The following is a 26,004-nucleotide window of genomic DNA, read 5'->3' on the forward strand; positions in this document are numbered from 1 at the left end:
GGGAGGCTAGGACGCCGCCAGGCGGCGCAGCGCGTCGCGGACCTTGGCCGGGTCGTTCGTCGGCCAGAAGGGCGGCAGCGAGGCGCGAAGGAACCCCGCGTAGCGGGCGGTGGCCAGCCGGGGGTCGAGGACCGCGACCACGCCCTTGTCGTGCTGGCTGCGCAGCAGCCGGCCCGCGCCCTGCGCGAGCAGCAGCGCGGCGTGCGTGGCGGCCACCGCCATGAAGCCGTTGCCGCCCTTGGCGGCGACGTGGCGCTGGCGGGCGGAGCTCAGCGGGTCGTCGGGCCGGGGGAAGGGGATGCGGTCGATGATGACCAGCCGGAGCGACGGGCCCGGCACGTCCACGCCCTGCCAGAGCGAGAGCGTGCCGAACAGGCAGGTCGGCTCGTCCTCGGCGAACCGCTTGACCAGCTGCATCGTGGAGTCGTCGCCCTGGCAGAGCAGCGGCACGCTCAGCCGCTCGCGCAGCGCCTCGGTGGCGGCCTTGGCCGCGCGCATCGAGGAGAACAGGCCGAGGGTCCGGCCCCCGGCCGCCTCGATCAGCTCGGTGATCTCCTCCAGGTAGGCCTCGGGCAGGCCGTCGCGGCCCGGCTGGGGCAGGTGCTCGGCGACGTAGAGGATGCCGCTGCGCGGGTGGTCGAAGGGGGAGCCGACGTCCAGACCGGACCAGCCGGACCGGTCGCCGGGGGCGGCGCTCAGCCCCCACTGGCGGGCCAGGCCGTCGAAGGCGCCGCCCAGGGCGAGCGTCGCCGACGTCAGCACGACCGTGCGGTCGCCGAAGAGCTTCTCGCGGAGCATGCCGGCGACGGTCAGCGGGGCGATCCGCAGGGTCGGCGGGCGGCGCTCGGTGCCCGCGTCCAGCCAGACCACCTCGGCCCGGTCGACCTCCTCGGCGTGGCCGAAGGCGTCCAGCATGCGCTGGGCGGTGTCGCGCACCTCGTCCAGGGCGGTGAAGGCGGCCTTGCGCAGGCCCGCGCCCTCCGGATCGTCCTTGTCGCCCCCGGTGCGGGGACCCAGGGCGGTGACGCAGGCCGAGGCCGCGTCGCGGATCAGCGCGAGCGTCAGGCCGAGCACCTGCGGCAGCTCGTCGATCCGTCCCGGCGGCGCGACCGCGAGCAGGGCCTTGAGGTCCTCGCCCGCCTGCAGGAGCCGGTCGGCGATGCCCTGCTCGACCAGGCGGCCGACCCGGCGCACCGCCATCGCGATGCCGCTCTCCGACAGCTCGCCCGCCGCCACGGAGGTGACCCGGTCGACCAGCTCGTGGGCCTCGTCCACCACGACGACGTCATGCTCGGGCAGGAGCGGGATGTCCTCCATCGCGTCGATCGCCAGCAGTGCGTGGTTGGTCACCACGATGTCCGACTCGGCGGCGCGGGCACGGGCCAGCTCGGCGAAGCAGTCCGTGCCGCTGGGGCAGCGCTGCGCGCCCAGGCACTCGCGGGCGCTCACCGAGAACTGCCGCCAGGCCTGCTCGTTGACGCCGGGCACCAGCTCGTCGCGGTCGCCGGTCTCGGTCTCGTCCGCCCACTCCTGGATGCGCTGGACCATCCGCCCGGTGACGCTCACCTCGCCCGGGTCGAACAGCTGCTCCTGCTCGTCGTCGGGCCAGCCGGCGCTGGCCTTGTAGCGGCACAGGTAGTTGCGCCGGCCCTTGAGGATCGCGAAGGTCGGCTCGCGCGGGAGCAGGGGGGCCAGCGCCTCGGCCAGGCGGGGCAGGTCGCGGTCGACGAGCTGGCGCTGGAGGGCGATCGTCGCGGTCGAGACGACGACGGAGCCCTCGGAGGTCATCGCGTGCCGGATCGACGGGACGAGGTAGGCCAGGGACTTGCCGGTGCCGGTGCCCGCCTGGACGGCCAGGTGGTCGCCGGAGTCGATCGCGTGCTGGACGGCGCGGGCCATCGCGAGCTGGCCGGGGCGCTCGACGCCGCCGACGGCCTTGACCGCCAGGGCGAGCAGCTCCTCGACCGGGGGCGCCGCCTCCGCGGACCCGGAGCGGGTCCGGGCGCGGCCCCCCGCACGCTCACCCGCACGCTCCCCGGCGCGGCGCCCGGCGGGCGGGGCCGCGGGCGGCGGAGACGCCGGGGACGCGGTCGGGCGCTCGGACAAGGTCCCGGACGGGGCCTCCGGAGGGCTCCCGGGCGGGGTCTCGGCGGGGGTGAGGGAGTCGGTCGGCACGACAGCCAACCGTACCCGCTCGGTCCGACAGACGTGCCCGGCTCCGGAGAGTCATCGCGCGGACTCGTCCTGGGATTCGGGGAGCTCCCGTTCGCGTCCCATGGCAAACTGGCGGGACCATCCGCTGCGCACGTGAGAGATCATCCAAGATTTTTCCGTGGGTGTTCCCGGGGTTGAGGATGGGGATGGAAAGACGGGTTCGGTAGGGTTTCCTGAGGTCGAGTGGACGAATAAAGGCTGGTTAAAGCACTATGTCCTCCATGTCGGAAGTTGTCCCGCTGCCGTCGTTCGGCGAAGTGTTCTTTGACGAGCGTGGCCAGGAGCGGGTGCTCCGGGTCACCTGGCACGACGGCACGCTGGTGCTGAGCCTGTGGCGCGGTGAGATGTGCACCGCGAGTTTCCGCATGCCCCTGGACGACGTCGCCCGTCTGGTCGACACCCTCGACGAGGGCTTCGTCGAGGCCGGCGGACGCTACCCCGACGAGGTGGACGAGGAGGGCGGCGCCCCCGCCGCCGGTCCCGCCGGGCACCCGGAGCACGCCGACCCCTCGTCGTTCCCCGGCACCGGGCAGTACGCCCGGCCCCGGCCCGAGGACTACGCGCCGCCCGCCCAGCCGCAGCACTACGCCGACCCCGCGGCCACCCAGGTCACGCCCCCGGTGGAGGAGCCGCGCCCGGCTCCCGCGCTCGGCCCCAACGACGTGCTCGTGGCGCGGGGCGGCGTGCCCCCGCAGGACACCGCCGGCCCCGGCCGCATGCCGGGGTACGGCACGGCCGACGTGGTCCCGCCCGAGAACATGATCGTGGGCGACTCCCTGCCCTCCGCCGGGCCGCCGGGCGAGCAGCCGTACCAGAACCAGACGCCGGAGGACCCCTACGCCGGGCGGCCGGGCGCGGGCGGGCCGGTGTCCGACCCGTTCGCCCCGGCGGGCCCGCAGGGGGCGGATCCGTTCGCGGCCGGGGCGCACCGGCAGGCCGACCCGTACGCCCAGCCCCAGCAGGCCGATCCCTACGCCCAGCCCCAGCAGGCCGACCTGTTCACCCCGGCGGCCCCGCAGCCCGACGCCTACGGCGGCCGGCCGGGCGGGCCGGCGTCCGACCTGTTCACCCCGGCGGGCCCGCAGGGGGCGGATCCGTTCGCGGCCGGGGCGCACCGGCAGGCCGACCCGTACGCGCAGACCCGGCAGGCCGACGCGTTCACCCCCGGGCACTCCGACGGCTACCCCGCCCAGGCGCAGTCCACCGACCCCTACGGCATCCCGCCCGTGGACCGCGAGCCCTACGGTTACCCGGCCCCGGCCCAGCCCGACCCCTACGCCTTCGGCAACCGGCAGGCCCCGGCGCCCGGTCATCCGGCCGACCCGCGCGACCTGTACGGCACCCCGCCGGCCTACGACCAGCAGGGCGGGCTGGACCCCAACGACCCGCTGAACCTCCGCGGGCAGCAGCCCGAGCAGCGCATGTCCCGCCCGTACGTCCAGGACCACCCGCACTCCACCGGCGAGCGGCTCCGCCCCGAGCAGGCCTACGACGAACGGGGCGAGCGCCGCGACTGGTGACCGCCGCGTGACCCGTGCCCGCCGGGCGGTGTTCCAGGCCGCCGGATCCGTGACGTCCGCGCGGCCCGCCGGACCCGGGTGCCCCACGGGGTGCCCCGCCCCGCTCCCGGGTCCCGCCGGGTGCCGCCCGGGCCGCTCCGCGGGACCTTCCTGAGGGCGGGGCGGGATGGACCGGTCGACCGCGCTGCACCTGCTGATCGTCCCGGCCGTGGCGGTCGCGGTGGCGGCCGTGTCCCGGCGCCGGGGGTGGCCCTCGCCGCTGATCCTCGTGCTGGCCGGGCTGGTGCTCTCCCCGTTCGTGCCGGGGTACGCGCTGGACCCCGAGATCGTCCTGCTGGTCCTCCTCCCGCCGCTGCTGTACTCCGCCGCGGTCGACAGCTCCTACCTGGGGCTCCGGGTCGTCCGCAGGCCCGTCCTGCTGCTCTCGGTCGGGCTGGTGCTGTTCAGCACGCTGGCGATCGGCTGGGTCACCCACCTGCTCCTGCCCGGCCTGCCGCTCGCCGCGGCCTTCGCGCTGGGCGCGGTCGTGGCCCCGCCCGACGCGGTCGCCGCGGTCGCGGTGGCCCGCAGGCTGGGACTGCCCCGCAAGGTGATCACCATCCTGGTGGGGGAGAGCCTGTTCAACGACGCCACCGCGCTCACCGCCTACCGGGTGGCGGTCGCCGCGGTGGTGGGGGAGGGGATCACCTGGCTGGGCGTGCTCGGCCAGTTCCTCTACGCCGCCGCGGGCGGCGCGGTGATCGGCCTGGCGCTCGCGTGGCTGCTGTCGAAGGGGCTGCGGGCGCTGCGGGACGCGCTCGTGGAGAACACCGTCCTGCTGCTCACCCCGTTCGGGGCCTACCTCGCGGCCGAGCTCGTGCACGCCTCCGGAGTGGTCTCCGTGGTGGTCGCCGGCCTCTACATCGGCCACCGCATGCCGCGCAGCGGCTTCGGCACCCGGCTGATGTCCCGCACGGTCTGGAAGATCATCGACTTCTTCCTGGAGTCGATCGTCTTCGCGCTGATCGGCCTGCAGATGTGGCCGATCGTCGAGGCGATCGACTGGGCGCACCCGCTGGAGCCGGCCGGCATGGCGCTGGCCGTCTTCGCCACCGCCGTCGCGGCCCGGGTCGTCTGGGTGGTGCCCGCCCTCCACCTGCCGCGCCTGCTGTCCCGCGCGGTCCGCCGGCACGAGGCCGACCCGCCCTCCTGGCGGAACGTCGCCGTCATCTCCTGGGCCGGGATGCGCGGCGTGGTCTCCCTCGCCGCGGCCTTCGCCATCCCGGAGGACTTCCCCGAACGGCCCACGCTGCTCTTCCTCACCTTCACGGCGGTGATCGGCACGCTCCTGCTCCAGGGGCTGTCGTTCCCGGCGCTGATCAGGAGGCTGCGGATCTCCAACGAGCAGGAGGCGTTCGCCGACGACCTGGCCGAGGCCGCCGCGCAGCAGGCGGCTGCCTCGGCCGCGCTCGCCCGCCTGGACGAGCTGGTCGCCGACGGGATCGTCGACGTGCACGAGGAGGTCGTGGAGCAGCTGAGGATGCGGGCCGAGCGCCGCGCGCTCACCGCCTGGGAGCGCCTCGGCGGCGGCACCGGCTCCGGCGGCGAGGAGACGCCGGGCACCGTCTACCGGCGGCTCCGCCGGGAGATGCTGGCGGCCGAGCGCGAGGTGCTCGTCCGGTTCCGCGACGAGCGGCGCATCGACGACGAGGTGCTCCGCAGGGCGATGATCGAGATCGACTTCGAGGAGGCCACCCTGGGACGCGACTGACCCCGCCCGGCGCGCGGGCCGGGCGTGGTCCGGGGCGGCGGGCCGTACGGGCGGACCGGACGCGCCGCGAGGGGCGGCCGGGGCCCGGCCTCAGCCGAGGAGCTGGTCGACGTAGCACCAGCGCCAGCTCTCGCCGGGCTGGAAGGAGGAGATGACCGGGTGGCCCTCCCGGTCGTAGTGGGCGGTGGCGTGCCTGCCCGGCGAGGAGTCGCAGCAGCCGATGTGCCCGCAGGTCAGGCAGCGGCGCAGGTGCACCCAGCCGCGCCCTTCCGCCAGGCACTCCTCGCAGCCCTCGGGCGTGCGCGCCGGCGGGTCCTGCGCCTCACCGAGGTGCCTGCAGGTCGTCATGGTCCTCCCTCCGCCGGCGCTCCGAGGCGCCGCTGTCGTCCACGGGCGCGGGGACGGCCCCTCGACCGGCGCGTTCCCGGGCACCCGAGAACGAGCGTACGGCCCCGCGCCGTCGCGGCCGCCGCGGGGCCGTACCCGTTGGGTAGAGTCGGGACATGCGTCTCCTTCCGCGACGGGTTCTCCCCCTCGCCGCCTCCGCCCTGGCCGCCGCCCTCCTGACCACCGGCTGCGCCGAGCTCCAGCAGGTGAGCGACGGCGTCGACAAGGCCCAGCAGTGCATCGAGGCCGCCGGCATCGTGACCGACACCATGTCGAAGGTCGCGAGCACGATCCAGGACCCCGCCGCGATGGAGCAGGCGCTGAACGACGGGGCCGCCAAGCTCGGGGACCTGGCGGACAAGGCCGCCAACACCTCCCTGAAGGAGGCCGCCGACGGGGTGTCGGGCACCCTGGCCGGCTTCGACGTGCAGAACGCCAACGACGCCGTCGACGCGGCGCAGAAGGTCGCCGCCGACGGCGTGAAGTGGACCCAGGACCTCACCAGCGCCTGCGGCTGATCCGGCCCTCCGCGGCCCTTCGCCCGGCCGCGCCGGAGCCCTTCCGGAAAGGGCGGGGCGTTCCCGCAATCCCGCCTTCTCCAGGGGAAATGTCGCTGAACTAGCGTCGGTTCCATGGAGGCCCCCGAGAAGGAACCGGATCCCCGGTTCACACTGGCGAACGAACGCACCTTCCTGACCTGGCTGAGCACGTCCCTCGCGCTGACGGCGGGCGGGGTCGCCATGGCGGCCGTCTCGCCCGACGTCTTCGTGCCCTGGATGCGCACGCTGCTCGCCGTCGTCCTGGTCTCCCTGTCCGCGCTGGCCGCCGCGCTGGCCTACCCGCGCTGGCGCAGGGTCCAGCGGGCCCTGCGCACCGGCGCGCCCCTCCCGCCGCCCGCCCTGGCCGCCCTGTTCGGGTACGGCGTGGCGGCCGTGGCCGTACTGGCGCTCGTGCTCATCCTGACGGCCCGGTGACGGCTCCCCGGAGGAGCCCGGCCGGACCCGGCCGGGGCCCGCGGGACCGGAGCGCCGGGAGACAGGGCGCGGCGGAGCGGGCGGTGACCGTGCTCTGGGACGAGGGCCTGCAGAGCGAGCGGACCCGGCTGGCCTGGGTCCGCACCGCCACCGTGCTGGCCGCCGGCGGCCTGGGGCTGGGCGGGATGGCCCTGCGCGCCGGGGCCGGTCCGGCCGTCGCCGTCCTGTTCGCGCTGGCGGCCCTGGGCGGGGCCGTCCTGCTGGCCCGCACCGGTGTGCGCTACCGCCGCGTCCAGGAGGCCCTGCACGCCGGACGCCCCCTCGACGAGCGCACCGACGCCCTCCTCGCCTGGTCCGCCACCCTCGCCGCCGTCGCCGGCTCCCTCGTCTTCGTCCTGTCGCGGTAGCTCCACCGGCCCGGCGGTACGGCGGCAGGCGTCCGTGCCCGCTGTACTGAACGGCCGGATCCGGGGAAGCGCGGACGGGATGTTCGAGGACTTCGCCGATGCGCGCGTCGATGCGGGAGAGGCGCGACTGCGGGTGCGGCACGGCGGAAGGGCGCTTCACGACCCGGAGACCGTGCACGCGATGTGCGAGGACTACCGGGCGGGGCTGGGCGTCGACCGCGCCGCCGACGACGCCGACCGCGCGGCGGGCCGCCGGATCGGCTGCCCCCTCCTCGTGCTCTGGGCGGCCCGCGACGACATGGAGGACCTCTACGGCGACGTGCTCGCGATCTGGCGGGACTGGGCCGGCGACGTGCGCGGCGGCCCGATCGAGAGCGGGCACCACATGGCCGAGGAGGCCCCGGAACGGCTCGCAGCCGAACTGCGCGCCTTCCTGGGGCCGGGCTCTCCGGGGACGCCGCCGGTGTGATCCCCTCCGAGTGCGCGGAAGGCGGCCGGGGCGGGGCGCTCAGCGGGACAGGCGGGCGGCGGTCTCCTCGGTCAGCCGGAGCAGGACCGGGGTGAGATCCGGGCGGTCGTGGAGCAGGTCCTCCAGCCGCGCCCGCCAGGCGCCGGCCTCGGCGGGCACCGCGTCCCCGCGCCGCTGGACACGCAGGCGGGTCCGGGCCAGGCTCTCCTGGTAGGCGAGGCCGAGGCGGCGCCCGACCTCACCGGTGAGCCACCAGTAGACGTCGCACTCCGCCGCGGCGACGAACACGCGCGCACTGTCCCAGGCCGTGCGGGGCCGGTGAACGACACCCATGGCCGGACGGTACGCCCGGTCCAGCCCAGTGGCAAGGCCTGACGGCGTCCGCCGGCGGGGCGGGCGACTACTTCATGGCGGCGATCTGGATCAGGTTGCCGCAGGTGTCGTCGAAGACGGCGGTGACCACCGGGCCGAGGTCGGTCGCGTCCTGGGTGAACTCGACGCCCAGCCCTTTGAGCCGCTCGACCTCGGCGTACACGTCGTCGACGGCGAACTGGGTGAACGGGATGCCGTCGGCGACCAGGGCCTCCTTGAACGGGCCCGCCGCCGGGTGGCCGTCCGGCTCCAGGAGCAGCTCGACGCCGTCCGGGTCGGCGGGGGAGACCACGGTGAGCCATCGGGCCTCACCGGCGGGCACGTCGGTCTTCTTGACGAACCCCAGCTTCTCGGTGTAGAAGGCCAGCGCCTTGGCCTGGTCGTCGACGAGCACGCTGGTGATGTTGATGCGGATCACGGGTTCGTTCCCTCTCGGTCGATGGGCCACCGCTCGACGATCGAGCGCAGCGGACTCGTGTCGATGTGGTGGAACTTGTACCGGCCCTGCCGCCGGGTGTGCACCAGGCCGGCCTGCTCGAGCACCGCGAGGTGCTGCGAGATGGCCTGGCGGGAGGAGGCCAGGCCGTGCTTCATGGTCAGTCGGCCGCAGATCTCGAACAGCGTCTGGCCGTCCTTGTCGGTCAGCTCGTCCAGGATGATGCGCCGTGTCGCGTCGCCGATGGCCTTGAACAGCTCGGGGTCGGCGTCCATGGACACCGTTATAGGCAAGCCGCCACTTGCATGTCAAGGAGGGGGGCCGCCCGGGTCTTCGGCCGTCGTGCCGCGGCCGGGGCGTATGGAGCGCGCCGTGCACCCCGCCGCGGCCCGGCGGTCCCCGCCGGAGGGAGGGGAGCGCAGGCCCGTGGCCTCCGGCCCGGAGCCCACGTGCGGGGCGGAGGCGCGGTCCGGTCCCGGAGGCGCGGTCCGGTCCCGGAGGCCGTCCGCCGAGGCGGGGTCAGGAGTCGGCGGTGCCGAGGGCGATGGTCTCGGTGACCTCGGCGTGGCGCTCGGCCTCCTCGGCGGCGAAGCGCTCGGCGTCGAGCCTGTCGGCGATCTCCTCGTCCTGCCGCATCAGCGCGTCCAGGCTCTGCCCGGCCATCTCCAGCACGCCCATGTCGGCGTAGGCCTGCTGCAGGCGGGGGCTCCACAGTCCGATGTCCTTGACGCAGGGCACGATGCGGCTGAACAGCAGGGAGCGGAAGAGCCGCAGGTACTCGGAGCGGTCGACGGCCTCCATGGCCTCGGCGACCTCCGCCCTGCTCAGGCCGAGGTTCTCCCAGGTCTCCCTGCCGCGCAGGCGGTCGCGCATCAGGTAGCAGCCCTCGATGACGAAGTCCTCGCGTTCGCGCAGCTCGCTCTCGCTGAGGCCGCGGTAGTGGTCGCGCAGCGCCATGCGGCCGAAGGCGACGTGCCTGGCCTCGTCCTGCATCACGTAGGCGAGGATCTGCTTGGGCAGCGGCTTGGTGGTGATGTCGCGCATCACGCCGAAGGCGGCCAGGGCCAGGCCCTCGATGAGCACCTGCATGCCGAGGTAGGGCATGTCCCAGCGGGAGTCGCTCAGCGTGCTGTCCAGCAGCGCCTTGAGGTGCTCGTTGATGGGGTAGGCGAGGCCGACCTTCTCCTGCAGGAAGCGGGCGTAGGTCTCGGCGTGCCGGGCCTCGTCCATGGTCTGCGTGGCCGCGTAGAACTTGGAGTCCAGGTCCGGCACCGACTCGACGATCCGGGCCGAGCAGATCATCGCGCCCTGCTCGCCGTGGAGGAACTGGGAGAACTGCCAGGCCGCGCCGTGCCGCCGTACCTCGGCGCGCTGCCTGTCGTCCATCCGCTCCCACAGCGGGGTGCCGTAGATGGCGATGGTGGTGTCGGGGATGCCGAGCACGTCGTACGGGTCGACCTCGAGGTCCCAGTCGATGCGCTTGACCGAGTCCCACTGCTTGTCCTTGCCCTTCTGGTAGAGGGCCAGCATGCGGTCGCGGCCCTCGTCGTACTCCCAGGTGAAGCGGGCGGCGCCGGAGGCCTCCACGTCCCACGTGGAGAGCCCGGCCGGGATCGTGTACAGATCGTGCGTCGACATGCGGCCTCCCGGGGACGTACACCGTACGTATACGCTCGGAGCGTCGCACGTACGGTGTACGTCCGTCAATGGCCTGAAGGAGAATGGGGTCATGCCCGCCGAGCCGCTGTCCCGCCCCCGCATCGTCGCCGCCGCCATCGACCTGATCGAGCGCGAGGGCGCCGACGCGGTCTCCATGCGCAGGATCGCGGCCGACCTGGGCGTGGGCGTCATGTCCCTGTACAACCACGTGCCCAGCAAGGCGGCGCTGCTCGACGCGGTGGCCGAGAGCGTGCTGTCGGAGATCGAGTTCACCGACGACCCCGACGCCGACTGGACCGACCGGGTGCGCATGCAGGCACGGGCGTTCCGGCAGATCGCCCACCACTACCCCCGCTGCACGATGGTGGTGGTCAGCCGCCAGCTCCGGTCGACCGCCGGGCTGCTCCCGGTCGAGCGGGCGCTCGCCACGCTGCGCGGCGCAGGGTTCGACGGCGCGGAGGCGGTGCGCGTCCTGCGCATGTTCATCGCCTACATCGTGGGCTCGCTGCTGCGCGAGGTCGGCGTCACCCCGACCTTCGCCCCGGTCCACCGGTCCGAGGTGGACACCGCGAAGGTGGACCCGGTGCTGTTCCCCGAGACGAGTTCGCTGCTTCCGGAGCTGGCCGCGTGCGACCACGAGGCCGAGTTCGAGTTCGGGCTGGAGATGCTCATCCAGGCGGTCGCCGTCCAGCGCGGACGCCGCGGCCGGTAGGGCGGAGCGGGCCCGTCCAGCGCGGACGCCGCGGCCGGTGGGGCGGAGCGGCCGTACGGCGGTGCGGCGGGGACGGCGGCACGGGAGCGGGGAGCGGGCCGGGCGGTGCGGGGGAGGGCGTCGGGACGGAGGGCGTCGGGACGGAGGGCGTCGGGACGGAGGGCGTCGGGACGGAGGGTGTCGGGACGGAGGGCGACGCCCGGGGCCGGCCGCCCCGGGCGTCCGCCGGGAGTGTGCCCTTCCCCTGGACACTCCCGGACGAAGGGGTCAGTACCAGTTCGCCGACCGGAAATGACCCCATGCACCGCACGGCGAGCCGTAGCGCTGCTTGATGTACCGCAGACCCCAGCGGATCTGCGTGACCGGGCTGGACCGCCAGTCCCTGCCGCTGTCGCTCATCTTCGAGCCCGGCAGCGCCTGGGGGATGCCGTAGGCACCCGTGTGACGGTTGTGCGCCCGGTGGTTCCAGTTGCTCTCCCTGGTCCAGAGGCTGTCCAGGCAGCGGAACTGGTCGTGGGACCACGCGCGGCGGGAGACGAGGCGGAACGCGATCGCCCTGTTCCTGCCCTTGGCGGTCCTCGCGAGGGACTTCGGCCTGGGTCTGGCACCGGTGGACCAGGTGGCCAGGTAGACCCTCTCCGCCGTCCCCTCCACGGTCGGGTCCTCCGGGGCCGTGTCCTCCACGGCCGTCGTGAGGATCGTCTCGGTCGTCCCCGTCGCCGTGGAACCCACCACGGCGGAGACGGCGACCACGGTCACGGCTGCGGCGCGTAAAGCGCGGTTACTGTCCAAAACCGTCCTTTCGTAGGGCCGCGCGCGGGAGGCACGCGAGGGCGCCGTGACACCCGGCGTGCTTGTCGATCCCGCGTCCGTGGCTCGCACGAAGGATGCCCGCTGGTCCTCACCGGCCTGGTTCCGGCAGGACGCCGCGGCGGTCTTCCTACGCGGTTTCTAGTACGCGGGGGAGACGCCGGACGGCCGCTGCGACACGGCACGGAAGGCTGTTTGCGCGATCTTCTCGGTTGAGGGGCGGTTCGAGGGGACCGGGCTGACCGGCGGGCGGGCACCGAGGCGGGGGACTGGCGCAAAGATCACCCCGGTATGGGGTTTGGATCGCCCCCGTCCGTGGGAGCGGAGCCCGGCGGGCGCCTCCGCCCCGGCGCGTCGCGCCCCGCCGCACCCCCGCCGCACCCCCGGCAGGCCCCCGCTGCCGCCCTGCGCCGTGCCCCGGCACCACCTCCGCCGTGCCACTGCCGTGCCGCTGCCGTGCCGCTGCCGTGCCCTCGCCGGGCGCTCCGGCCCGCCTCCCGCGTCCCCCGCCGTACGCCGCGGGAACGCCCGTCCTCCCACCGGAACGGGCCGGTTAGGCTGCCTTCCATGAGCATTCGTGACATCCCGGTGGAGACCCTCGACGGCACGCCCACCACCTTGGCCGAGCTGGCGGGCGACAAATCCGTCCTCGTCGTGAACGTGGCCTCCAGATGCGGTCTCACGCCGCAGTACGCGGGCCTGGTCCGCCTCCAGCAGACCTACGGCGAGCGCGGGTTCACGGTCGTCGGCGTGCCCTGCAACCAGTTCATGGGCCAGGAGCCGGGCACGGCCGAGGAGATCCAGGAGTTCTGCGCGGCCAACTACGGGGTGGACTTCCCGCTGCTGGCCAAGAGCGAGGTCAACGGCGAGGGGCGGCACCCGCTCTACGCCGAATTGACGCGGGCCGCCGACGCCGAGGGCGAGGCCGGGGACGTGCAGTGGAACTTCGAGAAGTTCCTGGTCTCCCGGGAGGGCGAGGTGCTGGCGCGGTTCCGCCCGCGGATCGAGCCCGAGGACGAGGCCGTGACGGCCGCCATCGAGAAGTCCCTCTGAGCCGCCCGCACCTGAGGGCCCCCGGCGCGCCTCCTGACCGTCAGGAGGCGCGCCGGGGGCCGCAGCTGCCCCTGACGATCAGCTCGGTGGGCAGCAGCACGCCGCGCGGGCGGCGCCCGCCCGCGCGCAGCACCAGCTCGGCCGCGCGGTAGCCGATGTCCTCGGCCGGCTGGGCGACCACGGTCAGCGGGGGAGCGCACAGCTCCGCCCAGGGCACGTCGTCGAACATGATCAGCGACAGGTCCTTGGGCACCCGCAGGTCCAGCTCCCGGGCGGCCAGCACCGCCGCCTCGCCCAGCAGGTTGCCGCCGGCCAGCACGGCCGTCAGGTCGGGGCGGCGCTGGAAGAGCCCGGCCGCCGCGGCGTAGGCGGAGTCGCGGCTGCCCCGGGCGAAGACGACGAGCTCCTCGTCCACGAGCGCGCCCAGCGCCTGCCGGAAGGCCGCCACGCGCTGCTCCTGGCCGGGGCCGCCGAGATAGGCGATGCGCCGGTGGCCCAGGCCCGTCAGATAGTCCACCGCGGTCCGCACCCCGCCCCGGTCGTCGGCGAGCACGGCCGGCACGTCGCCGTGCCCCGGGGCGGAGCGGTGGGCGAACACCGCGGTGAGACCGGTCCGCCGGGCCGGCGCCCAGACCTCCGCGTCCCCGGAGGGGACCGCGACCACCCGCTCCACGCCCTGCTCCAGCAGGATGCCGATCTGGTCGGCCTCGCGCTCGGCGTCGTCGCCGGTGGTGCCCAGGATCACCGGCTCCCCCGCGGCGCGCGCGCAGGAGAGCACGCCGTCGGCCAGCCGGCCGTAGAAGCTGTCGGTGACGTCGGGGAGCAGCAGCCCGATCCCGCCCGCGCGCTGCTGGCGCAGGTTGCGCCCGAGCGCGCTGGGCCGGTAGTCGAGCTGGGCGGCGACGGTCAGCACCCGCTCCCTGGTCTCGGGGCTGGCCGAGCCGCCGGACAGGACCCGCGAGACCGTCGCCACCCCGACGCCCGCCGCCTCCGCCACGTCCTTGATGGTCGCCCTGCGCATGTTCATGGAAACGATTCCATCATGCTTTCCGTTCCGCGTACAGCGCAGAGGGGTCACGAAAGTCCTGGTTGATGGAGAAAATGGTCCTTTTGCTTGACATCGAGGGTCGGTGTCAGGTGAGATTCGTGAAAACGTATCCACTTTCGGGCGAACGCGGGGTTGGCCCGAGGCGCTAAGGATCATCCATGGCATCCATCGTTCTCAACAACGTCGACAAGATCTACGCGGGCGGCGTGAAAGCCGTGAACGGCCTGAACCTTGAGATCAAGGACGGCGAGTTCATGGTGCTGGTCGGCCCGTCCGGGTGCGGTAAGTCCACCGCGCTGCGGATGATCGCCGGCCTTGAGGACATCAGCGGGGGCGAGATCCTGATCGGCGACCGGGTGGTCAACCACCTGCCGCCGAAGGACCGCGACATCGCCATGGTCTTCCAGAACTACGCGCTCTACCCGCACATGACCGTCGAGGAGAACCTCGCCTTCGGTCTGAAGCTCCGCAAGATGCCGAAGACGGAGATCGCCAAGCGCGTCAACGAGGCCGCCAAGATGCTCGGCCTGGAGCAGTACCTCAAGCGCAAGCCGGCCGCCCTCTCCGGTGGTCAGCGCCAGCGTGTCGCGATGGGCCGCGCCATCGTGCGCGAGCCGCAGGCCTTCCTCATGGACGAGCCGCTGTCCAACCTGGACGCCAAGCTCCGCGTCTCCATGCGCGCCTCGCTCAACACGATGCACGAGCGCCTCGGCGTGACCACCGTCTACGTCACCCACGACCAGGTCGAGGCGATGACCCTCGGCGACCGGGTCTGCGTCCTGCGCGACGGCCTGCTCCAGCAGGTCGACACCCCGCAGAACCTCTTCGACAACCCGGTGAACCTCTTCGTCGCGGGCTTCATGGGCTCCCCGTCCATGAACTTCGTCAACGCCGAGCTGGTCCGCGCCGACGGCGGCGCCGCCGTGGCCTTCGCCGGCTACAAGCTGCCGGTCCCGGACGCGACCTTCACCGAGAAGCCGGGCCTCGACCAGTACATCGGCAAGAAGATCATCCTGGGCATCCGCCCGTCCGACTTCGAGGACTCCGTGGCCGCCAACGGCCACGCCGGCGGCTGGGTCCGCCTGCCGGTCCGCGCCGAGGTCACCGAGGAGCTGGGCTCCGAGATCAACGTCCTGTTCCTGATCGACGCCCCGCCGGTCCAGCACCAGGACACCGTGGCCGCCGCCGACGCCGGTGACGACGAGGACGCCACCCTCCCGCTGGTCGGCGACAAGTCGCTGTGGACCGCCCGGGTGAACGCCCGCAGCCACGTCCGCCCCGGCCAGAACATCGAGCTGGTCGTGGACACCCACAACCTGCACTTCTTCGACTCGGCCTCCGGCCTGGCGATCGGCCACAAGGCCAACGTCGGCGTCTGACCAACCCGGTAGGACCGGACGGGCCCGTGCCACGACCCCCTCCCGTGGCACGGGCCCTTCCGCGCGCCCCGCCGCCCGGCCGGCGGGAGCGGCGCCGTACGGCGGGCCGGGCCGCTACCGGCGGCCGATGCGCTGGGAGACGCGGGCGGTCAGGTTGAGCGGCAGGCGCCGCCCGACCGCGACGATCGCCTTGTAGCGCAGGTCGGGCACGCTCACCCGCACGCCGCGGGCCAGGTCGCGCATGGCCTCGGCGACGACGTCGTCCGCCGACAGCCACAGGAAGCCGGGGATGCCGGAGGTGTTCATCGAGGCGCGCCGGTGGAACTCGGTGCGGACGAACCCCGGGCAGAGTGCCATCACCCGGACCCCGCTCCCGGCCGTCTCCAGCGCCGCGGACTCGCTGAAGTTGACCACCCACGCCTTGGAGGCGCTGTAGGTGCCCCGGGCGAAGAACGCGGCCACCGAGGCCACGTTGACCACCGCGCCCCGGCCGCGCTCCCGCATCCCCGGCAGCGCGGCCAGGGTCAGCCGCAGCACCGCCTCGCAGTGCACCCGGAGCATGCGCACCTCCTCGTCGACCGGGGCGTCGGGAAAGGAGCCGGCCAGGCCGAACCCGGCGTTGTTGACCAGCAGGTCGACGCCCTCGTGGAGCCGGCGCTCGACCGCGGCCAGGCCCTCGGGGTCGGCCAGGTCGGCGGGGAGCACCTCGGACGTGACGCCGTAGCGCAGGCGCAGCTCCTCGGCGCGCTCGGTGAGGCGCTTCTCGTCGCGGGCGACCAGGACGAGGGAGAAGCCGTCGGCGGCCAGGCGGCGGGCGAACGCGGCGCCGATGCCGACGGTCGCGCCGGTGATCAGTGCGGAAGGCATGCCCGGAGTCTATTGAAGGCCCGGCCCGCGGCCGCGCAGGGCTCCCCGCGCGCCGCCCGGCTCCCGGACGGCGGCTCGCGCGCCGCCCGGCTCTCGCGCGCTCGGCTCCCGGACGCCGGTTCCCGCGCCGCCCGGCTCCCGGAGCGCCCGGGGCGGCAAAGGAGAGGTGAAATCCGCCTCCCGGACCGGTCAGCTTTCGGGGACGGGCACCGCGACCGGCGGAGGAGCCCCCCGCGGGTCGGCTGTCATGGGAACCGGCCGCGGGTCAGGGCGGCCTCGACCCGGGGGAGCGCCATGGAAGAACGGGACACGCCCGCCGCCGTTCCCGACGACGACCGCGAGGACATCCGGATCGCCGTCGTGATGAACGGGGGCGTCAGCCTCGCCGTGTGGATGGGCGGGGTGACCACCGAGATCAACCGGCTGGCGGGGAGCTCGCCCGACGGGCCCGACGACTCCGCCGGGCGCTGCGAGGTCTACCGGGAGCTGCTGGAGACCGTGGGCGCGACGGTCCGGGTGGACGTGATCGCGGGCACCTCCGCCGGGGGCGTCAACGGAGCCGCGCTGGCCTACGCCCAGGTGTACCGGGCCGACCTGCGGCCGCTGGGCCGGGTGTGGGCCGAGACGGGGTCGTTCGCGAAGCTGCTGCGCAGCCCCCTGGGCCCGCCGGCGCCCTCCCTGCTGCGCGGCGACGGCCACCTCCTGCCCGAGCTGGCCGGCGCGTTCGACCGGCTGGTCCCCGCCTCCCTGCGGCCGGGCCGGTACGTCCCGCCCCGGCGGCGGCCCCTCGATCTGATGATCACGGCGACCCTGATGGCCGGCGAGCAGGAGACGTTCCACGACGACTTCGGCAACAGCATCACCGAGACCTCCTCCGCGGCCGTGTTCCGCTTCACCCGCGAGGCGGACACGCCCCCGGAGGAGGACCCGTTCCATTTCTCCCACGACGTCGCCCGCCGCCTGGCGCTCGCCGGCCGGTGCACCTCCTCCTTCCCCGTCGCCTTCGAGCCGGCCTTCGCCCCGGTCGGCGCCGACGGGCCGGACGGCCTCCACCCCGACCTGGGCGGGTCCGGCCGGCGGCCGGCGGTCGCCTCCTTCGCCCCCAGCCGCCACGTGCTGGACGGCGCCATCCTGCGGAACCGGCCCGTGGAACCGGCCCTCGAGGCGGTCTACCGGCAGCCCGCGGAGCGCCAGGTGCGGCGGCTGCTGATGTACGTCGACCCGAACCCCGCCGGCGCCGTCCCCGAGGAGGCCGCCGACCCCGGTGACCCGCCGCCGCTGGGGGACGTCCTGGAGACGCTGTTCCGGCTGCCCTTCGAGCAGTCGGCCGCCGAGGAGTTCCGGCGCATCCGGGAGAACAACGCGCGGGTGCGCGCGTACCGGGCGCGGCGGCCGGACCAGGCGGGCGCGCTGGACGAGGAGCTGGCCGTACGGCTCATGCCCGGGTACGCGCGGGCCCGGGCGCACCGGGAGGCCGCCCGGATCCACGCCGCCCTCACCGCCCGGAGCGGCACCGAGCCGGTCGGCCGTACGGGGCTCCGGACGGCGGGCCGGAGCGGCCAGGAGCCCGGGGACGCCGCGGGGCGCGCGGCCCAGGGTCCGCAGGACCGGGCGGGGCGCTGGGCCAACGAGCCCCCGCCCCCGGGCGGCTGGCGCCCGGAGGAGATCGCGGAGCTGCTCGCCGAGGGGTTCCCGGGTGAGGACGTGGTCCGCTACGTGCCCGCCGGGCTGCCGGGTGACGGGCAGGCCGCCGCGGACTGGGACTGGGGCCTCGAAGCCGTCGAGCAGCTCGGCAGGGCGGCCGTCGACGTCCTCAAGCGCGCCGTCTGGCTGGCTCCCCCCGCCGACGGGGGGCTCCGCCGGCGGCTCCGGAAGCGCAGAGGCGAGCTCCACGAGGCGCTCGCGGAGCTGCGGGACTCCCGCCGGGTGGAGGAGGCGTTCTGGGGGACCGTGCCGCTCCCCGCCCCGCCGCCCGGAGCGCACCGGCGGCGGGCGCTGCGCGATCTGCTGACCGGGGCGCTGGCCAGGACGGCTCCGGACGGCGGGCCGTCGGCGCCCGCGGCGGAGGCGGCGCGCCGGGGCCGGATCGCGCTGCGGATCGCGGCCCTGCTGGCCGGGGCCCGCGACGATCTCTGGCGTGCCGCGGACGCGGCCCCTCCGGACGGCGGGACCCCTCCGGCGGACGCGGCCCTTCCGGCGGGCGGGGACGCCCCGGCGGGCGGAGGCGTCCCACAGGGCGCAGGGCACCCGGACGGCCCGCCGCGGACCACCGTCCCGGCCGCGGCCCGCGAGGCCGCGCGCCTGCGCGCCCTGCTGCGCGCGCTGGTGCCCCGGGACGGGGAACGGCCGCCCGCCGCGGTGCTCCGCCGGATGCTCGCCGCCGACGTCTGCAGGCTCGCCGCCGGCGGCGAACCGCCGGAGGTCGAGCAGGAGGTCGTGCTCCAGCAGATCAGCGCCCGCACCCCGAACCCCTTCGGAGGCCCTGCGGAGCCGGGCAAGCTCGCGGGGATCCGGCTCGGCCAGTTCGGCGCCTTCTACAAGAAGTCCTGGCGGGTCGGCGACTGGATCTGGGGCCGCCTGGACGGGGCGACCCGCATGGTCCAGGCGGTGCTCGACCCGGCGCGCCTGCTCCAGCTCGGGCTCTCCTCGCCGGAGGTCCTGCGGCGGCTGCGCCGTGCCGCGGTGGGCGGCGCGTTCGCCGGGGAGCTGGGGGAGCGCTTCGACGGCGACCGCGAGCGGATCGAACGGGAGCTCGCCTTCCTGGACGCAGGGGAGGGGCCGGAGACGGAGGTCCCGGCGGAGCTGACGGCCACCGTGCTCGCGGTCGTGCGCCGGCTGCACGCGGAGATCCTCGCCGAGGAGCTGGCCGGGCTGGCCGAGGCCGTCCGGGAGGACCTGGAGGCGGGTGCCCGCCGCGACTCCGTCGGCCACCGCTTCCTGGAGATCTGGCGGGACAGGCCGTCCCGGCCGTCGGCGGAGTACCTGTTCGCCGCCTTCGCCGGTGCGGGGACCGGGCAGGAGCGCTTCGCCGACGAGATCGGCACGCCGCTGTTCCTCGCCACCGCGGGCCGGGCCCTGGCGGTGGGGGCCTCGGTGCTCGGCTCCGCGCTGGGCGTCCCCCGCCTCGCCGCGCTGCCGTGGTCGGTGGCCGACGCCGCGCGGCACGAGCTCCTGACGCGGATCCGCACCGGCCGCCGGGAGGCGGCCGGCCTGCTGGACCGGCTCCGCGGGCACCGGCTCTGACACGCCCCGTCCCGCCGCCTCCCCGGCCGGGGGCCCCGCCGCCCGGCCGGGGAGGCCCTAGTCCTTCATGAACCGGGCGATCAGCTCCTCGACCTGCGTGTTGAGCCGGGCGCCGCGCGGCCAGCCCGCGTAGTGGGTCAGGAAGATGACGATCTCGCGGAGCTCGTCGGGGGTCAGCTCCCCGGTCCGCAGCGCCGCGTCGAGCTGGAGCTCGATCTCCTCGCCCATCCCCTGCCCGACGAGCAGGCCGAGCAGGAGCAGCCGCCGGTCGCGCAGGCTCAGCCCGTCGCGTGACCAGATGTCGGCGAACAGGTGCTCGACGGTCATGCCGAAGAAGTCGCCGGGACCGTCGTCGCCGCCCTCGCCGTTGACCTGCCTCATGATCTCCAATCCACGGATCCGGCGGTCGGGGGTGGTGTCGTCAGCGTGCTCGTTCATGGCAACTCCGGGTCGACCGGTCAGGGGTGAACACGACGGGCGGAGCCGCCTTCTCCCATCCTTGGCCGATTGCGGCACGAGCGATAGCTCCTTCCCGCCAGTAGTCATGACACGGATGGGCGCTCCACACCAAGATCGTCTCATGGTGGGGCCCCGTCGCGGGCGCGGCGCCGTACGGGCCCCCGGGCGCCCGGTCTCCCCCAAGATCGCATGTCCGGGGTTGCATCCACGTTGCCCGTCCCGTTCGAGGTGCCCGTGACCGGGGCGTCCGGGGTGGTGCGTTCACAGAGCGTGACCGTCCCCGTCCGTCCGTACCGGGCGGAGCCGGTCTCCCGGCGGGGTTCGAGCGGGATTTCCAGGATGGTCACGTAAAGAAACGGGAGGGATACTCGAAAACGGGCACCAACCTCTTGTCCGTCCGCGAAGCGGAGGTGCAGCCCTGGTGCGGAGATCGAGGGTGCGGCTCGCCGCGGTGACGGCGGTGCTCGCCGCCGGTGCGGCCGGATGCGCGAGTCCCGAGTTCACCTACGTCCGCAACGACGACGGGAACACCTACTTCAAGGTGCCGGCCGCCTGGCACCAGGTCGACCAGAAGGCCCTGGACCAGGCGATGTCGGCCGGCGACCCCGAGTCGGCCACCGCGCGGCTGCGCAGACGGCTCGTCTGGGCGGTCGCCTACGACGCCCACGCCCGCCCGGCGGCCCGCCACCTGTACGGCCTCGGCACCACCGACGAGCCGTTCCTCTTCGCCCGGGTCGTCACGCTCCTGCCCTCCGAGCGCGACGCGCTCTCCCTGAACGGCATGCGCGACGCGATCCTGCCGGTCAGCGAGGGGCTGCGCGCCCGGGTGGCGCAACTGCCCGGCTACCCGCTGACCGGCTTCGAGCTGCTCGCCGACGAGGTGCTCCATCCCGGCGACGGGGTGCGCGGAGTGCACGTCCGGTTCAACTACGCCGTCAAGGGCGCCGGGGTGCAGACCTTCGACCTCACCTCCTACCTGAGTGAGGACGCCCGGCGCCTGTCCACGATCCTGGTCCGCCGCTCGGCGGCGTGCTACCGCGAGCGCGCCGCCGAACTCGACGGGGTCACCCGGTCCTTCACGGTCAGAAAAGCCTTCGGGTGAGAAGGAGCCCGTCTGTGGACACTGCGGACGCCACGTCCCCCTCCGCGGCCACCCGGAGGGCCTGCGCCCGCCGGGCAGCGGCCCGGACGACCTCCGCGCCCTGACCCGCAAGCGCATGCCGCTGTGGGACCGGGCCAAGTTCGTGCTCGCCCTGGCGCTCGTCCACGCCGTCCTGGTCTGGAGCCGGATGGCCTCCTACGAGGGCGTCATCACGCTCCGGGACGCGGTGATCATCACGGCGGCCGAGGCGCCGTGGGTCTTCTGGCTGCTCGGCGCCGAGCTGGTCCGGCAGGCCCACTTCCTCGTCAGCGAGCGCTCCGCCGGCTACCACCGCTTCTGGACCCGGCAGGTGTTCGGCGGCTTCGAGCGCTGGAGCCACCGCCGATTCTCCGACTGGACCCGCTTCCGGCTGGCCCGCGCGCTCAAGTGGCTGCTCTGGATCGCGCTGCTGGCGCTCGTCCTCGGCGAGGTGCTGGACACCTCGCCCGCCCTCGCCCTGTTCCAGGCCCCTGCGCTGCTCTGGCGGGCGCTGCCGTACGCGGCGCAGCTGGCCTTCGCGTTCTTCTTCAGCGTCTTCCAGTTCGTGGGGCTGTTCTGGTTCCTGTCCCGCGGCGGGATCGAGACCTACTTCCCCGACGACATCAGGACCCGCTTCTCCGACGTGTGGGGCCAGGACCACGTGGTCGAGCGGGTCAAGGAGAACATCGTCTTCCTGGAGCGGCCGGACGAGATCGAGGACCGCGGCGGCTACGTGCCCGGCGGCCTGCTGCTGTGGGGGCCGCCGGGCACCGGCAAGACCCTGATGGCCGAGGCGGTGGCCGGCGAGACCGGCAAGCCGTACGTCTTCGTCGACCCCGGCGCACTGGGGGATGGGCCGCGGCGTGACCTCGGTCGCCGCGCTCCAGGAGCTGGAGATCATGGGCGGCAAGGCGCTGCCCCGCTCCGGCGGCGCCGCCGGTACGGCGCAGCCCCCTGGCGGGGCGGTCCCCGCCCCCGACGTGCTCGGCGAGCGCATCGAGTACAACCTGGTGCGGCTGCTGGAGCGGACCGAGGCGCTGCTGCGGGAGCACCGCAGGGAGGTCCTCTGCCTGGCCCACGCGCTGGAGACGCACAAGACGCTCAACGGCGACGACGTGGTGGCGGTCATCGAGCTGCGCCGGGGGCCGCTGGTCGACGGCTCGGTCTACGCCTCGGACGGCTTCTACGCCGAGATCGAGGAGTATCACCGGGAGGCGGCCCGGGCGCACCGCGAGCACGACCGGGTGGCGCGCGCGCTGCCCGTCCCCGCCGGGGCCCTCCGGCCCCCGCCCGCCGTGCCGCCGGGCGGTCCGGACGTCGTGCCGGCGCCGGGCTTCGCGCCGCCCGGGTCGGCGGCCGCGGGCGGGCCGGGCATCGTGCCGTGGCGGCGGGAGCGTACGGAGGACCCGCCGGAGGGCGGCGCCCCGGAACGGCCCCCGGAGCGGGTGCGGACGGCACGCCCGGGGAGCGGCACGGCGCGGCCGGGTCATCGGGGGCCCGCGCGGGCGGGCGGTTCCGCGGGGCGCTGCGCTCGGCCGGAGCGGTCGCGGCCGGCCTGGCCGCGCTGGCGGCGTTCACACTGCTCGGGGCGGACGTGCTGACCGGGGGGAGGGGCACCGCCGGGACCGGTCCGACCGGCGGGGCCGCGGGTGCGTCGGTGGCCGTCTTCGCCGTCGCGGTGGTCGCCTGCGTGCTGGCGGTCCTGGCCTTCCTGGCGCTCCGGAGCGTCCAGGCCGCCCGGGCCAGGGCGGAGGCGGAGCGCGACCGCGCGGTGGAGCGGGCCCAGTTCCTGGCCGCCGTGATGGACCCGGAGCTCGCGATGCGCGTGCTGGGCTACCACGGGGACGACCGTGCGGGTCGCTGAGGACCCGGGGAGGGAGCCCCCGGGGGCCGGTGGCCGGCCCCCGGGATCTCCCGGCACGTCAGCCGAACTCGCCGGCCTTGACCCCTCCGACGAAGGCGGCCCACTCGCTCCGGGTGAACGCCAGCGCCGGACCGTCGGGGTCCTTGGAGTCGCGCACGAGGTAGAGCTCGTCGGCGCCGGCCTTGTGCCGGGCCAGAGCCGGGTCACCGGGCACGACGGCCACCTCCACGCAGTCGCCTCCGGTGCTGAGACTGCTCTTGCGCCACATGACGCGGGACGGATCCACGATGGACACCCGCATTTCTCCTCTTCGTGTCGGTTGTCACAACTCTTTCGCCACCTGGGCGACGAGGGCGGCCGACGCCTCCGTGCCGAAGGCCAGTGCCGTCAGGCTTCCGAACATCAGCGTGTACCGGCGCACCTCCTCGGGGTCCTCCAGGACGAGCCCGCTCGCGGCCTGCTCCAGGTAGACCAGGTCGGCGGCGTCGGGCTCGGGGAAGCCGAGCAGGCAGAACTTGCCGTCGACCGCGGCGTGCGCCCCCGCGGAGAACGGGATCACCCGGATCTCCACGTTGGGCAGCGCGGCCAGGCCGACGAGGTGCTCCAACTGCTCGCGCATCACCTCGCGGCCGCCCACCTGCCGCCGGAGGACCGCCTCGTCGAGCACCGCGACGAGGTGGATGGGATCGCCGCCGCCGGTGCCGTGCAGCAACCGCTGGCGCGAGATGCGCACGGCGACCTTCTCGTCGACCTCGGAAGGGGTGTGGGTGACGGAGGTCGCCTCGATGACGGCGCGCGCGTACGGCTGGGTCTGCATCAGGCCGGGAACGACGAGCGGCTCGTAGCACCGCACGACGGAGGCCTCGGCCTCCAGCCCGATGTAGGAGTCGAACCCGGGTTTGAGCGCCTGGCGGTGGCGGTGCCACCACCCCCTTTTCCGGGCCTCCTTGGCCATCTCGATCAGGGAGGCGCGCTCCTGCCCGGTCACGCCGTACACCTCGGTGAGGGCCGCCACGTCGGAGGGCTTGGGACGGCTCAGACCCGTCTCGTACCTCCAGATGGTGGTGTCGGTGGAGCCGATCCGCTCCGCCACCTCCAGCCGCGACAGGCCGCTGCTCTCCCGCAGACGGTTCAGCTCGGCCATCAGACGGCGATGCCGGGCGGTGGGACTGCGCCGGGACGCCACACCGGTACCTCCGATCGTCAGGCAAAGGAAACTGTGGAATTTCAATATGAGCTATTGCAGTCCTTGGTAGAAAGGTTCACCGTGAGTGAGTGTGCCATCTCGGAGCGCCATCCGCATGGGAATGCATTCACCGGGGAACGAGGCGATCATGACGACCGGGCAGCAGACCGTTCCACCACGATCGACGGTCACCCTCCGCGGCGTGCCGGAGTCCGTCGCGGTGGCCCGGCGCCGGGTCAGGGAGCTGCTGGGTGAGGCCCACCCCGCCTGCGACGACGTGACCCTGCTGGTCAGCGAGGTCGTCACCAACTCCGTGGTGCACTCCGGCTCCGGCGGCGGCGGCCAGGTGGCGATGACCGTGGCGGTGGGCGCGGGGGTCGTGCTGGTGGAGGTGCACGACGCCGGGTCGGGGCGCAGCGCGCCGCACGTGCGCCACGAGCCCGACGCCGAGAACGGGCGCGGCATGTTCCTGGTGGACCTGCTCGCCAGCCGCTGGGGGGTCCGGGAGGACGGCCCCCGCGGGCTCAGGACGCTCTGGTTCGAGGTCCCCTTCTGACGCCGGCGGGCCCGCGGGGCCCGCCGGAGGGCCTCCGGCGGAGGCCATACCTCCTCCATGATGGGTCATCTGGGCTCTTTGCCGATCGATCCGCCTGCCCGACCCTCGGTTCAGACGCGCGCCCCCCGACAGCGCGTCTGAGGAGGACACGGGTGAGACGCCGTCTGATCGTCGGAATCGCCGCCCTGGCGCTGCTGTGCCTGGGCGCGACCGGAGTGGCAGCCTCGGCCGAGCCGCCGCCCGGTGGCCGCTACAAGGTCGAGGGCCCCAGTGACGCCCGGCAGCGCAGCGCGGTCGCGGCCACCGGGGCCGCGATCGACCAGGTGGACCGGACCTCGGTCGTGGTCACCGCCACGGAAGCCGAGATCGCCGAGATCGAGAAGCTCGGGTACGCGGTCACGAAGATCGCCGACCCCTCGTCGGCGCCGTCGTCGCTGGCGGACTTCCCGCCGGCCGACTCCGCCTACCACAACTACGCCGAGATGACCGCCGCGGTGAACAAGATCATCGCGGACCATCCGGCCATCGCCCGGAAGATCAGCTACGGCACCTCGCACGAGGGGCGCGACCTGATCGCCGTGAAGATCAGCGACAACGCCGCCGTCGACGAGGACGAGCCGGAGGTGCTGTTCACCCACCACCAGCACGCCCGGGAGCACCTGACCGTCGAGATGGCGATCTACATCATGAACATGCTCACCGACGGCTACGGCACCGACAGCCGGATCACCGGCCTGGTGGACGGCCGCGAGATCTGGATCATGCCGGACCTCAACCCCGACGGCGGCGAGTACGACATCGCGACCGGCTCCTACCGCTCCTGGCGGAAGAACCGGCAGCCCAACTCCGGCTCCTCCTACGTCGGCACCGACCTGAACCGGAACTGGGCCTACCAGTGGGGCTGCTGCGGCGGCTCGTCCGGCTCGGCCTCCAGCGACACCTACCGCGGCCCCTCGGCCGCCTCGGCGCCCGAGGTCAGGGCGGTGGCGAACTGGGTGAACAGCAGGGTCGTCGGCGGCGAGCAGCAGATCAGGTCGCACATCGACTGGCACACCTACGGCGAGCTGATCCTGTGGCCGTACGGCTACACCTACAGCGACACCGCACCCGGGCTCACCCAGGACGACCACGACGCCTTCGAGGCCCTGGGCCGGGACATGGCCTCCACCAACGGCTACACCCCCCAGCAGGCGAGCGACCTGTACATCACCGACGGCTCGATCGACGACTGGATGTGGGGCGTCCACAAGATCTTCAGCTACACCTTCGAGATGTACCCGACCGGCTCGCCCGGCTTCTACCCGCCGGACGAGCAGATCGGCCCGCAGACCAGCCGTAACAAGGAGGCGGTCCTGCGCTTCCTGGAGTACTCCGACTGCGTCTACCGGATCATCGGCAAGGACTCGCAGTACTGCTCGGCGGGCGGCCCGCCGGCGACGACGGTCTACGCCGACGACTTCGAGACGGCGACCGGCTGGACCGTCGACCCGTCCGGCACCGACACCGCCACCTCCGGGCA

Annotated in this window: 27 protein-coding genes; 15 read left to right on the forward strand and 12 right to left on the reverse strand. The window is 74.2% G+C overall.

Annotated features, from left to right (window positions below):
- Nucleotides 1-6: 6 nt before the first annotated feature.
- The gene (locus ABD823_RS26295) at nucleotides 7-1,956 is read right to left on the reverse strand and encodes an ATP-dependent DNA helicase (RefSeq protein ID WP_344864149.1); all 1,950 of its coding nucleotides are present in this window, start codon (nucleotides 1,954-1,956) and stop codon (nucleotides 7-9) included.
- A gap of 479 nt (nucleotides 1,957-2,435) precedes the next feature.
- Here ABD823_RS26295 and ABD823_RS26300 point away from each other — a divergent pair, with 479 nt between their 5' ends.
- Both ABD823_RS26300 and ABD823_RS26305 read left to right on the forward strand, forming a co-directional pair.
- A complete protein-coding gene (locus ABD823_RS26300; protein WP_344864100.1) occupies nucleotides 2,436-3,734 on the forward strand; it encodes a hypothetical protein in 1,299 nt (432 codons plus the stop codon).
- A gap of 166 nt (nucleotides 3,735-3,900) precedes the next feature.
- Entirely contained in the window at nucleotides 3,901-5,484 is a 1,584-nt protein-coding gene (locus ABD823_RS26305; RefSeq protein ID WP_344864102.1) for a Na+/H+ antiporter, read from the forward strand.
- Nucleotides 5,485-5,574: 90 nt separating this feature from the next.
- On the opposite strand, the gene ABD823_RS26310 is transcribed toward ABD823_RS26305, so the two are convergent.
- Complete coding sequence (locus ABD823_RS26310; protein WP_344864104.1) at nucleotides 5,575-5,832, reverse strand: ubiquitin carboxyl-terminal hydrolase 14; 258 nt, start codon at nucleotides 5,830-5,832, stop codon at nucleotides 5,575-5,577.
- Nucleotides 5,833-5,987: 155 nt separating this feature from the next.
- Between ABD823_RS26310 and ABD823_RS26315 the strand changes: the two genes are divergently transcribed.
- From ABD823_RS26315 to ABD823_RS26330, 4 genes are all read left to right on the forward strand, one after another.
- Entirely contained in the window at nucleotides 5,988-6,389 is a 402-nt protein-coding gene (locus ABD823_RS26315; protein ID WP_344864106.1) for a hypothetical protein, read from the forward strand.
- A gap of 114 nt (nucleotides 6,390-6,503) precedes the next feature.
- Nucleotides 6,504-6,845 (forward strand): YidH family protein, encoded by a 342-nt coding sequence (locus tag ABD823_RS26320; RefSeq protein WP_344864108.1) that lies wholly within the window; start codon nucleotides 6,504-6,506, stop codon nucleotides 6,843-6,845.
- A gap of 83 nt (nucleotides 6,846-6,928) precedes the next feature.
- Nucleotides 6,929-7,252: a DUF202 domain-containing protein gene (locus ABD823_RS26325; RefSeq protein ID WP_344864110.1), complete on the forward strand. Its 324-nt coding sequence runs from the start codon at nucleotides 6,929-6,931 to the stop codon at nucleotides 7,250-7,252.
- A gap of 34 nt (nucleotides 7,253-7,286) precedes the next feature.
- Nucleotides 7,287-7,721: an alpha/beta fold hydrolase gene (locus ABD823_RS26330; RefSeq protein WP_344864112.1), complete on the forward strand. Its 435-nt coding sequence runs from the start codon at nucleotides 7,287-7,289 to the stop codon at nucleotides 7,719-7,721.
- A gap of 39 nt (nucleotides 7,722-7,760) precedes the next feature.
- On the opposite strand, the gene ABD823_RS26335 is transcribed toward ABD823_RS26330, so the two are convergent.
- The 4 genes from ABD823_RS26335 to ABD823_RS26350 form a co-directional block, all read right to left on the reverse strand.
- On the reverse strand, nucleotides 7,761-8,054 hold the full coding sequence (locus ABD823_RS26335) for a hypothetical protein (protein ID WP_344864114.1): 294 nt from the start codon (nucleotides 8,052-8,054) through the stop codon (nucleotides 7,761-7,763).
- A 67-nt stretch (nucleotides 8,055-8,121) separates the two neighbouring features.
- Nucleotides 8,122-8,508: a VOC family protein gene (locus ABD823_RS26340; RefSeq protein ID WP_344864151.1), complete on the reverse strand. Its 387-nt coding sequence runs from the start codon at nucleotides 8,506-8,508 to the stop codon at nucleotides 8,122-8,124.
- Nucleotides 8,508-8,804 (reverse strand): ArsR/SmtB family transcription factor, encoded by a 297-nt coding sequence (locus tag ABD823_RS26345; RefSeq protein WP_344864116.1) that lies wholly within the window; start codon nucleotides 8,802-8,804, stop codon nucleotides 8,508-8,510. Before ABD823_RS26345 ends, ABD823_RS26340 begins: the two co-directional genes overlap by 1 nt.
- 244 nt (nucleotides 8,805-9,048) lie before the next feature.
- The gene (locus ABD823_RS26350) at nucleotides 9,049-10,167 is read right to left on the reverse strand and encodes a ferritin-like domain-containing protein (RefSeq protein ID WP_344864119.1); all 1,119 of its coding nucleotides are present in this window, start codon (nucleotides 10,165-10,167) and stop codon (nucleotides 9,049-9,051) included.
- A gap of 91 nt (nucleotides 10,168-10,258) precedes the next feature.
- Between ABD823_RS26350 and ABD823_RS26355 the strand changes: the two genes are divergently transcribed.
- On the forward strand, nucleotides 10,259-10,900 hold the full coding sequence (locus ABD823_RS26355) for a TetR/AcrR family transcriptional regulator (RefSeq protein WP_344864121.1): 642 nt from the start codon (nucleotides 10,259-10,261) through the stop codon (nucleotides 10,898-10,900).
- 267 nt (nucleotides 10,901-11,167) lie between these two features.
- Here ABD823_RS26355 and ABD823_RS26360 read toward each other — a convergent pair whose 3' ends face one another.
- The gene (locus ABD823_RS26360; protein WP_344864123.1) at nucleotides 11,168-11,659 is read right to left on the reverse strand and encodes an aggregation-promoting factor C-terminal-like domain-containing protein; all 492 of its coding nucleotides are present in this window, start codon (nucleotides 11,657-11,659) and stop codon (nucleotides 11,168-11,170) included.
- Between the two features lie 618 nt (nucleotides 11,660-12,277).
- Between ABD823_RS26360 and ABD823_RS26365 the strand changes: the two genes are divergently transcribed.
- Nucleotides 12,278-12,763 carry a glutathione peroxidase gene (locus ABD823_RS26365; protein WP_344864125.1) on the forward strand — a complete coding sequence of 162 codons (486 nt, stop codon included), beginning with the start codon at nucleotides 12,278-12,280 and terminating at the stop codon, nucleotides 12,761-12,763.
- A 40-nt stretch (nucleotides 12,764-12,803) separates the two neighbouring features.
- Here the strand turns inward: ABD823_RS26365 and ABD823_RS26370 are convergent, their stop codons facing one another.
- Entirely contained in the window at nucleotides 12,804-13,790 is a 987-nt protein-coding gene (locus tag ABD823_RS26370) for a LacI family DNA-binding transcriptional regulator (protein ID WP_344864127.1), read from the reverse strand.
- A 179-nt stretch (nucleotides 13,791-13,969) separates the two neighbouring features.
- Here ABD823_RS26370 and ABD823_RS26375 point away from each other — a divergent pair, with 179 nt between their 5' ends.
- Nucleotides 13,970-15,190, forward strand: coding sequence for an ABC transporter ATP-binding protein (locus ABD823_RS26375; RefSeq protein ID WP_344864129.1), 1,221 nt, complete (start codon nucleotides 13,970-13,972; stop codon nucleotides 15,188-15,190).
- Between the two features lie 114 nt (nucleotides 15,191-15,304).
- Here the strand turns inward: ABD823_RS26375 and ABD823_RS26380 are convergent, their stop codons facing one another.
- On the reverse strand, nucleotides 15,305-16,057 hold the full coding sequence (locus ABD823_RS26380) for an SDR family NAD(P)-dependent oxidoreductase (RefSeq protein ID WP_344864131.1): 753 nt from the start codon (nucleotides 16,055-16,057) through the stop codon (nucleotides 15,305-15,307).
- 294 nt (nucleotides 16,058-16,351) lie between these two features.
- On the opposite strand from ABD823_RS26380, the gene ABD823_RS26385 reads away from it, so the two are divergent.
- Complete coding sequence (locus ABD823_RS26385) at nucleotides 16,352-19,300, forward strand: patatin-like protein (protein WP_344864133.1); 2,949 nt, start codon at nucleotides 16,352-16,354, stop codon at nucleotides 19,298-19,300.
- A gap of 57 nt (nucleotides 19,301-19,357) precedes the next feature.
- Here ABD823_RS26385 and ABD823_RS26390 read toward each other — a convergent pair whose 3' ends face one another.
- Complete coding sequence (locus tag ABD823_RS26390; RefSeq protein WP_344864135.1) at nucleotides 19,358-19,738, reverse strand: carboxymuconolactone decarboxylase family protein; 381 nt, start codon at nucleotides 19,736-19,738, stop codon at nucleotides 19,358-19,360.
- Between the two features lie 442 nt (nucleotides 19,739-20,180).
- Here ABD823_RS26390 and ABD823_RS26395 point away from each other — a divergent pair, with 442 nt between their 5' ends.
- From ABD823_RS26395 to ABD823_RS26405, 3 genes are all read left to right on the forward strand, one after another.
- Nucleotides 20,181-20,861 (forward strand): hypothetical protein, encoded by a 681-nt coding sequence (locus tag ABD823_RS26395; RefSeq protein ID WP_344864137.1) that lies wholly within the window; start codon nucleotides 20,181-20,183, stop codon nucleotides 20,859-20,861.
- An 881-nt stretch (nucleotides 20,862-21,742) separates the two neighbouring features.
- Complete coding sequence (locus tag ABD823_RS26400; RefSeq protein ID WP_344864157.1) at nucleotides 21,743-22,480, forward strand: hypothetical protein; 738 nt, start codon at nucleotides 21,743-21,745, stop codon at nucleotides 22,478-22,480.
- A gap of 56 nt (nucleotides 22,481-22,536) precedes the next feature.
- Nucleotides 22,537-22,743, forward strand: a complete 207-nt coding sequence (locus tag ABD823_RS26405) for a hypothetical protein (RefSeq protein WP_344864159.1) — start codon at nucleotides 22,537-22,539, stop codon at nucleotides 22,741-22,743.
- Nucleotides 22,744-22,801: 58 nt separating this feature from the next.
- Here ABD823_RS26405 and ABD823_RS26410 read toward each other — a convergent pair whose 3' ends face one another.
- Nucleotides 22,802-23,038, reverse strand: coding sequence for a DUF397 domain-containing protein (locus ABD823_RS26410; RefSeq protein ID WP_425566661.1), 237 nt, complete (start codon nucleotides 23,036-23,038; stop codon nucleotides 22,802-22,804).
- Between the two features lie 27 nt (nucleotides 23,039-23,065).
- Nucleotides 23,066-23,887 (reverse strand): helix-turn-helix domain-containing protein, encoded by an 822-nt coding sequence (locus ABD823_RS26415; RefSeq protein WP_344864139.1) that lies wholly within the window; start codon nucleotides 23,885-23,887, stop codon nucleotides 23,066-23,068.
- A 157-nt stretch (nucleotides 23,888-24,044) separates the two neighbouring features.
- Between ABD823_RS26415 and ABD823_RS26420 the strand changes: the two genes are divergently transcribed.
- Both ABD823_RS26420 and ABD823_RS26425 read left to right on the forward strand, forming a co-directional pair.
- Nucleotides 24,045-24,485 carry an ATP-binding protein gene (locus ABD823_RS26420; protein WP_344864141.1) on the forward strand — a complete coding sequence of 147 codons (441 nt, stop codon included), beginning with the start codon at nucleotides 24,045-24,047 and terminating at the stop codon, nucleotides 24,483-24,485.
- A 152-nt stretch (nucleotides 24,486-24,637) separates the two neighbouring features.
- Nucleotides 24,638-26,004 (forward strand): M14 family metallopeptidase (locus ABD823_RS26425; RefSeq protein WP_344864143.1); only part of this gene is annotated, 1,367 nt, incomplete at its 3' end.

It is taken from the genome of Planomonospora alba (genome assembly GCF_039534085.1).
Classification (GTDB): Bacteria; Actinomycetota; Actinomycetes; order Streptosporangiales; family Streptosporangiaceae; genus Planomonospora_B; species Planomonospora_B alba.

Bases quoted from the DNA above. Each gene is read 5' to 3' on its own strand.
- ABD823_RS26300 (WP_344864100.1), top strand. From the start codon at position 2,436: ATGTCGGAAGTTGTCCCGCTGCCGTCGTTCGGCGAAGTGTTCTTTGAC.
- ABD823_RS26305 (WP_344864102.1), top strand. From the start codon at position 3,901: ATGGACCGGTCGACCGCGCTGCACCTGCTGATCGTCCCGGCCGTGGCG.
- ABD823_RS26310 (WP_344864104.1), bottom strand. From the start codon at position 5,832: ATGACGACCTGCAGGCACCTCGGTGAGGCGCAGGACCCGCCGGCGCGC.
- ABD823_RS26315 (WP_344864106.1), top strand. From the start codon at position 5,988: ATGCGTCTCCTTCCGCGACGGGTTCTCCCCCTCGCCGCCTCCGCCCTG.
- ABD823_RS26320 (WP_344864108.1), top strand. From the start codon at position 6,504: ATGGAGGCCCCCGAGAAGGAACCGGATCCCCGGTTCACACTGGCGAAC.
- ABD823_RS26335 (WP_344864114.1), bottom strand. From the start codon at position 8,054: ATGGGTGTCGTTCACCGGCCCCGCACGGCCTGGGACAGTGCGCGCGTG.
- ABD823_RS26345 (WP_344864116.1), bottom strand. From the start codon at position 8,804: ATGGACGCCGACCCCGAGCTGTTCAAGGCCATCGGCGACGCGACACGG.
- ABD823_RS26350 (WP_344864119.1), bottom strand. From the start codon at position 10,167: ATGTCGACGCACGATCTGTACACGATCCCGGCCGGGCTCTCCACGTGG.
- ABD823_RS26355 (WP_344864121.1), top strand. From the start codon at position 10,259: ATGCCCGCCGAGCCGCTGTCCCGCCCCCGCATCGTCGCCGCCGCCATC.
- ABD823_RS26365 (WP_344864125.1), top strand. From the start codon at position 12,278: ATGAGCATTCGTGACATCCCGGTGGAGACCCTCGACGGCACGCCCACC.
- ABD823_RS26370 (WP_344864127.1), bottom strand. From the start codon at position 13,790: ATGAACATGCGCAGGGCGACCATCAAGGACGTGGCGGAGGCGGCGGGC.
- ABD823_RS26375 (WP_344864129.1), top strand. From the start codon at position 13,970: ATGGCATCCATCGTTCTCAACAACGTCGACAAGATCTACGCGGGCGGC.
- ABD823_RS26380 (WP_344864131.1), bottom strand. From the start codon at position 16,057: ATGCCTTCCGCACTGATCACCGGCGCGACCGTCGGCATCGGCGCCGCG.
- ABD823_RS26385 (WP_344864133.1), top strand. From the start codon at position 16,352: ATGGAAGAACGGGACACGCCCGCCGCCGTTCCCGACGACGACCGCGAG.
- ABD823_RS26390 (WP_344864135.1), bottom strand. From the start codon at position 19,738: ATGAACGAGCACGCTGACGACACCACCCCCGACCGCCGGATCCGTGGA.
- ABD823_RS26415 (WP_344864139.1), bottom strand. From the start codon at position 23,887: ATGGCCGAGCTGAACCGTCTGCGGGAGAGCAGCGGCCTGTCGCGGCTG.
- ABD823_RS26420 (WP_344864141.1), top strand. From the start codon at position 24,045: ATGGGAATGCATTCACCGGGGAACGAGGCGATCATGACGACCGGGCAG.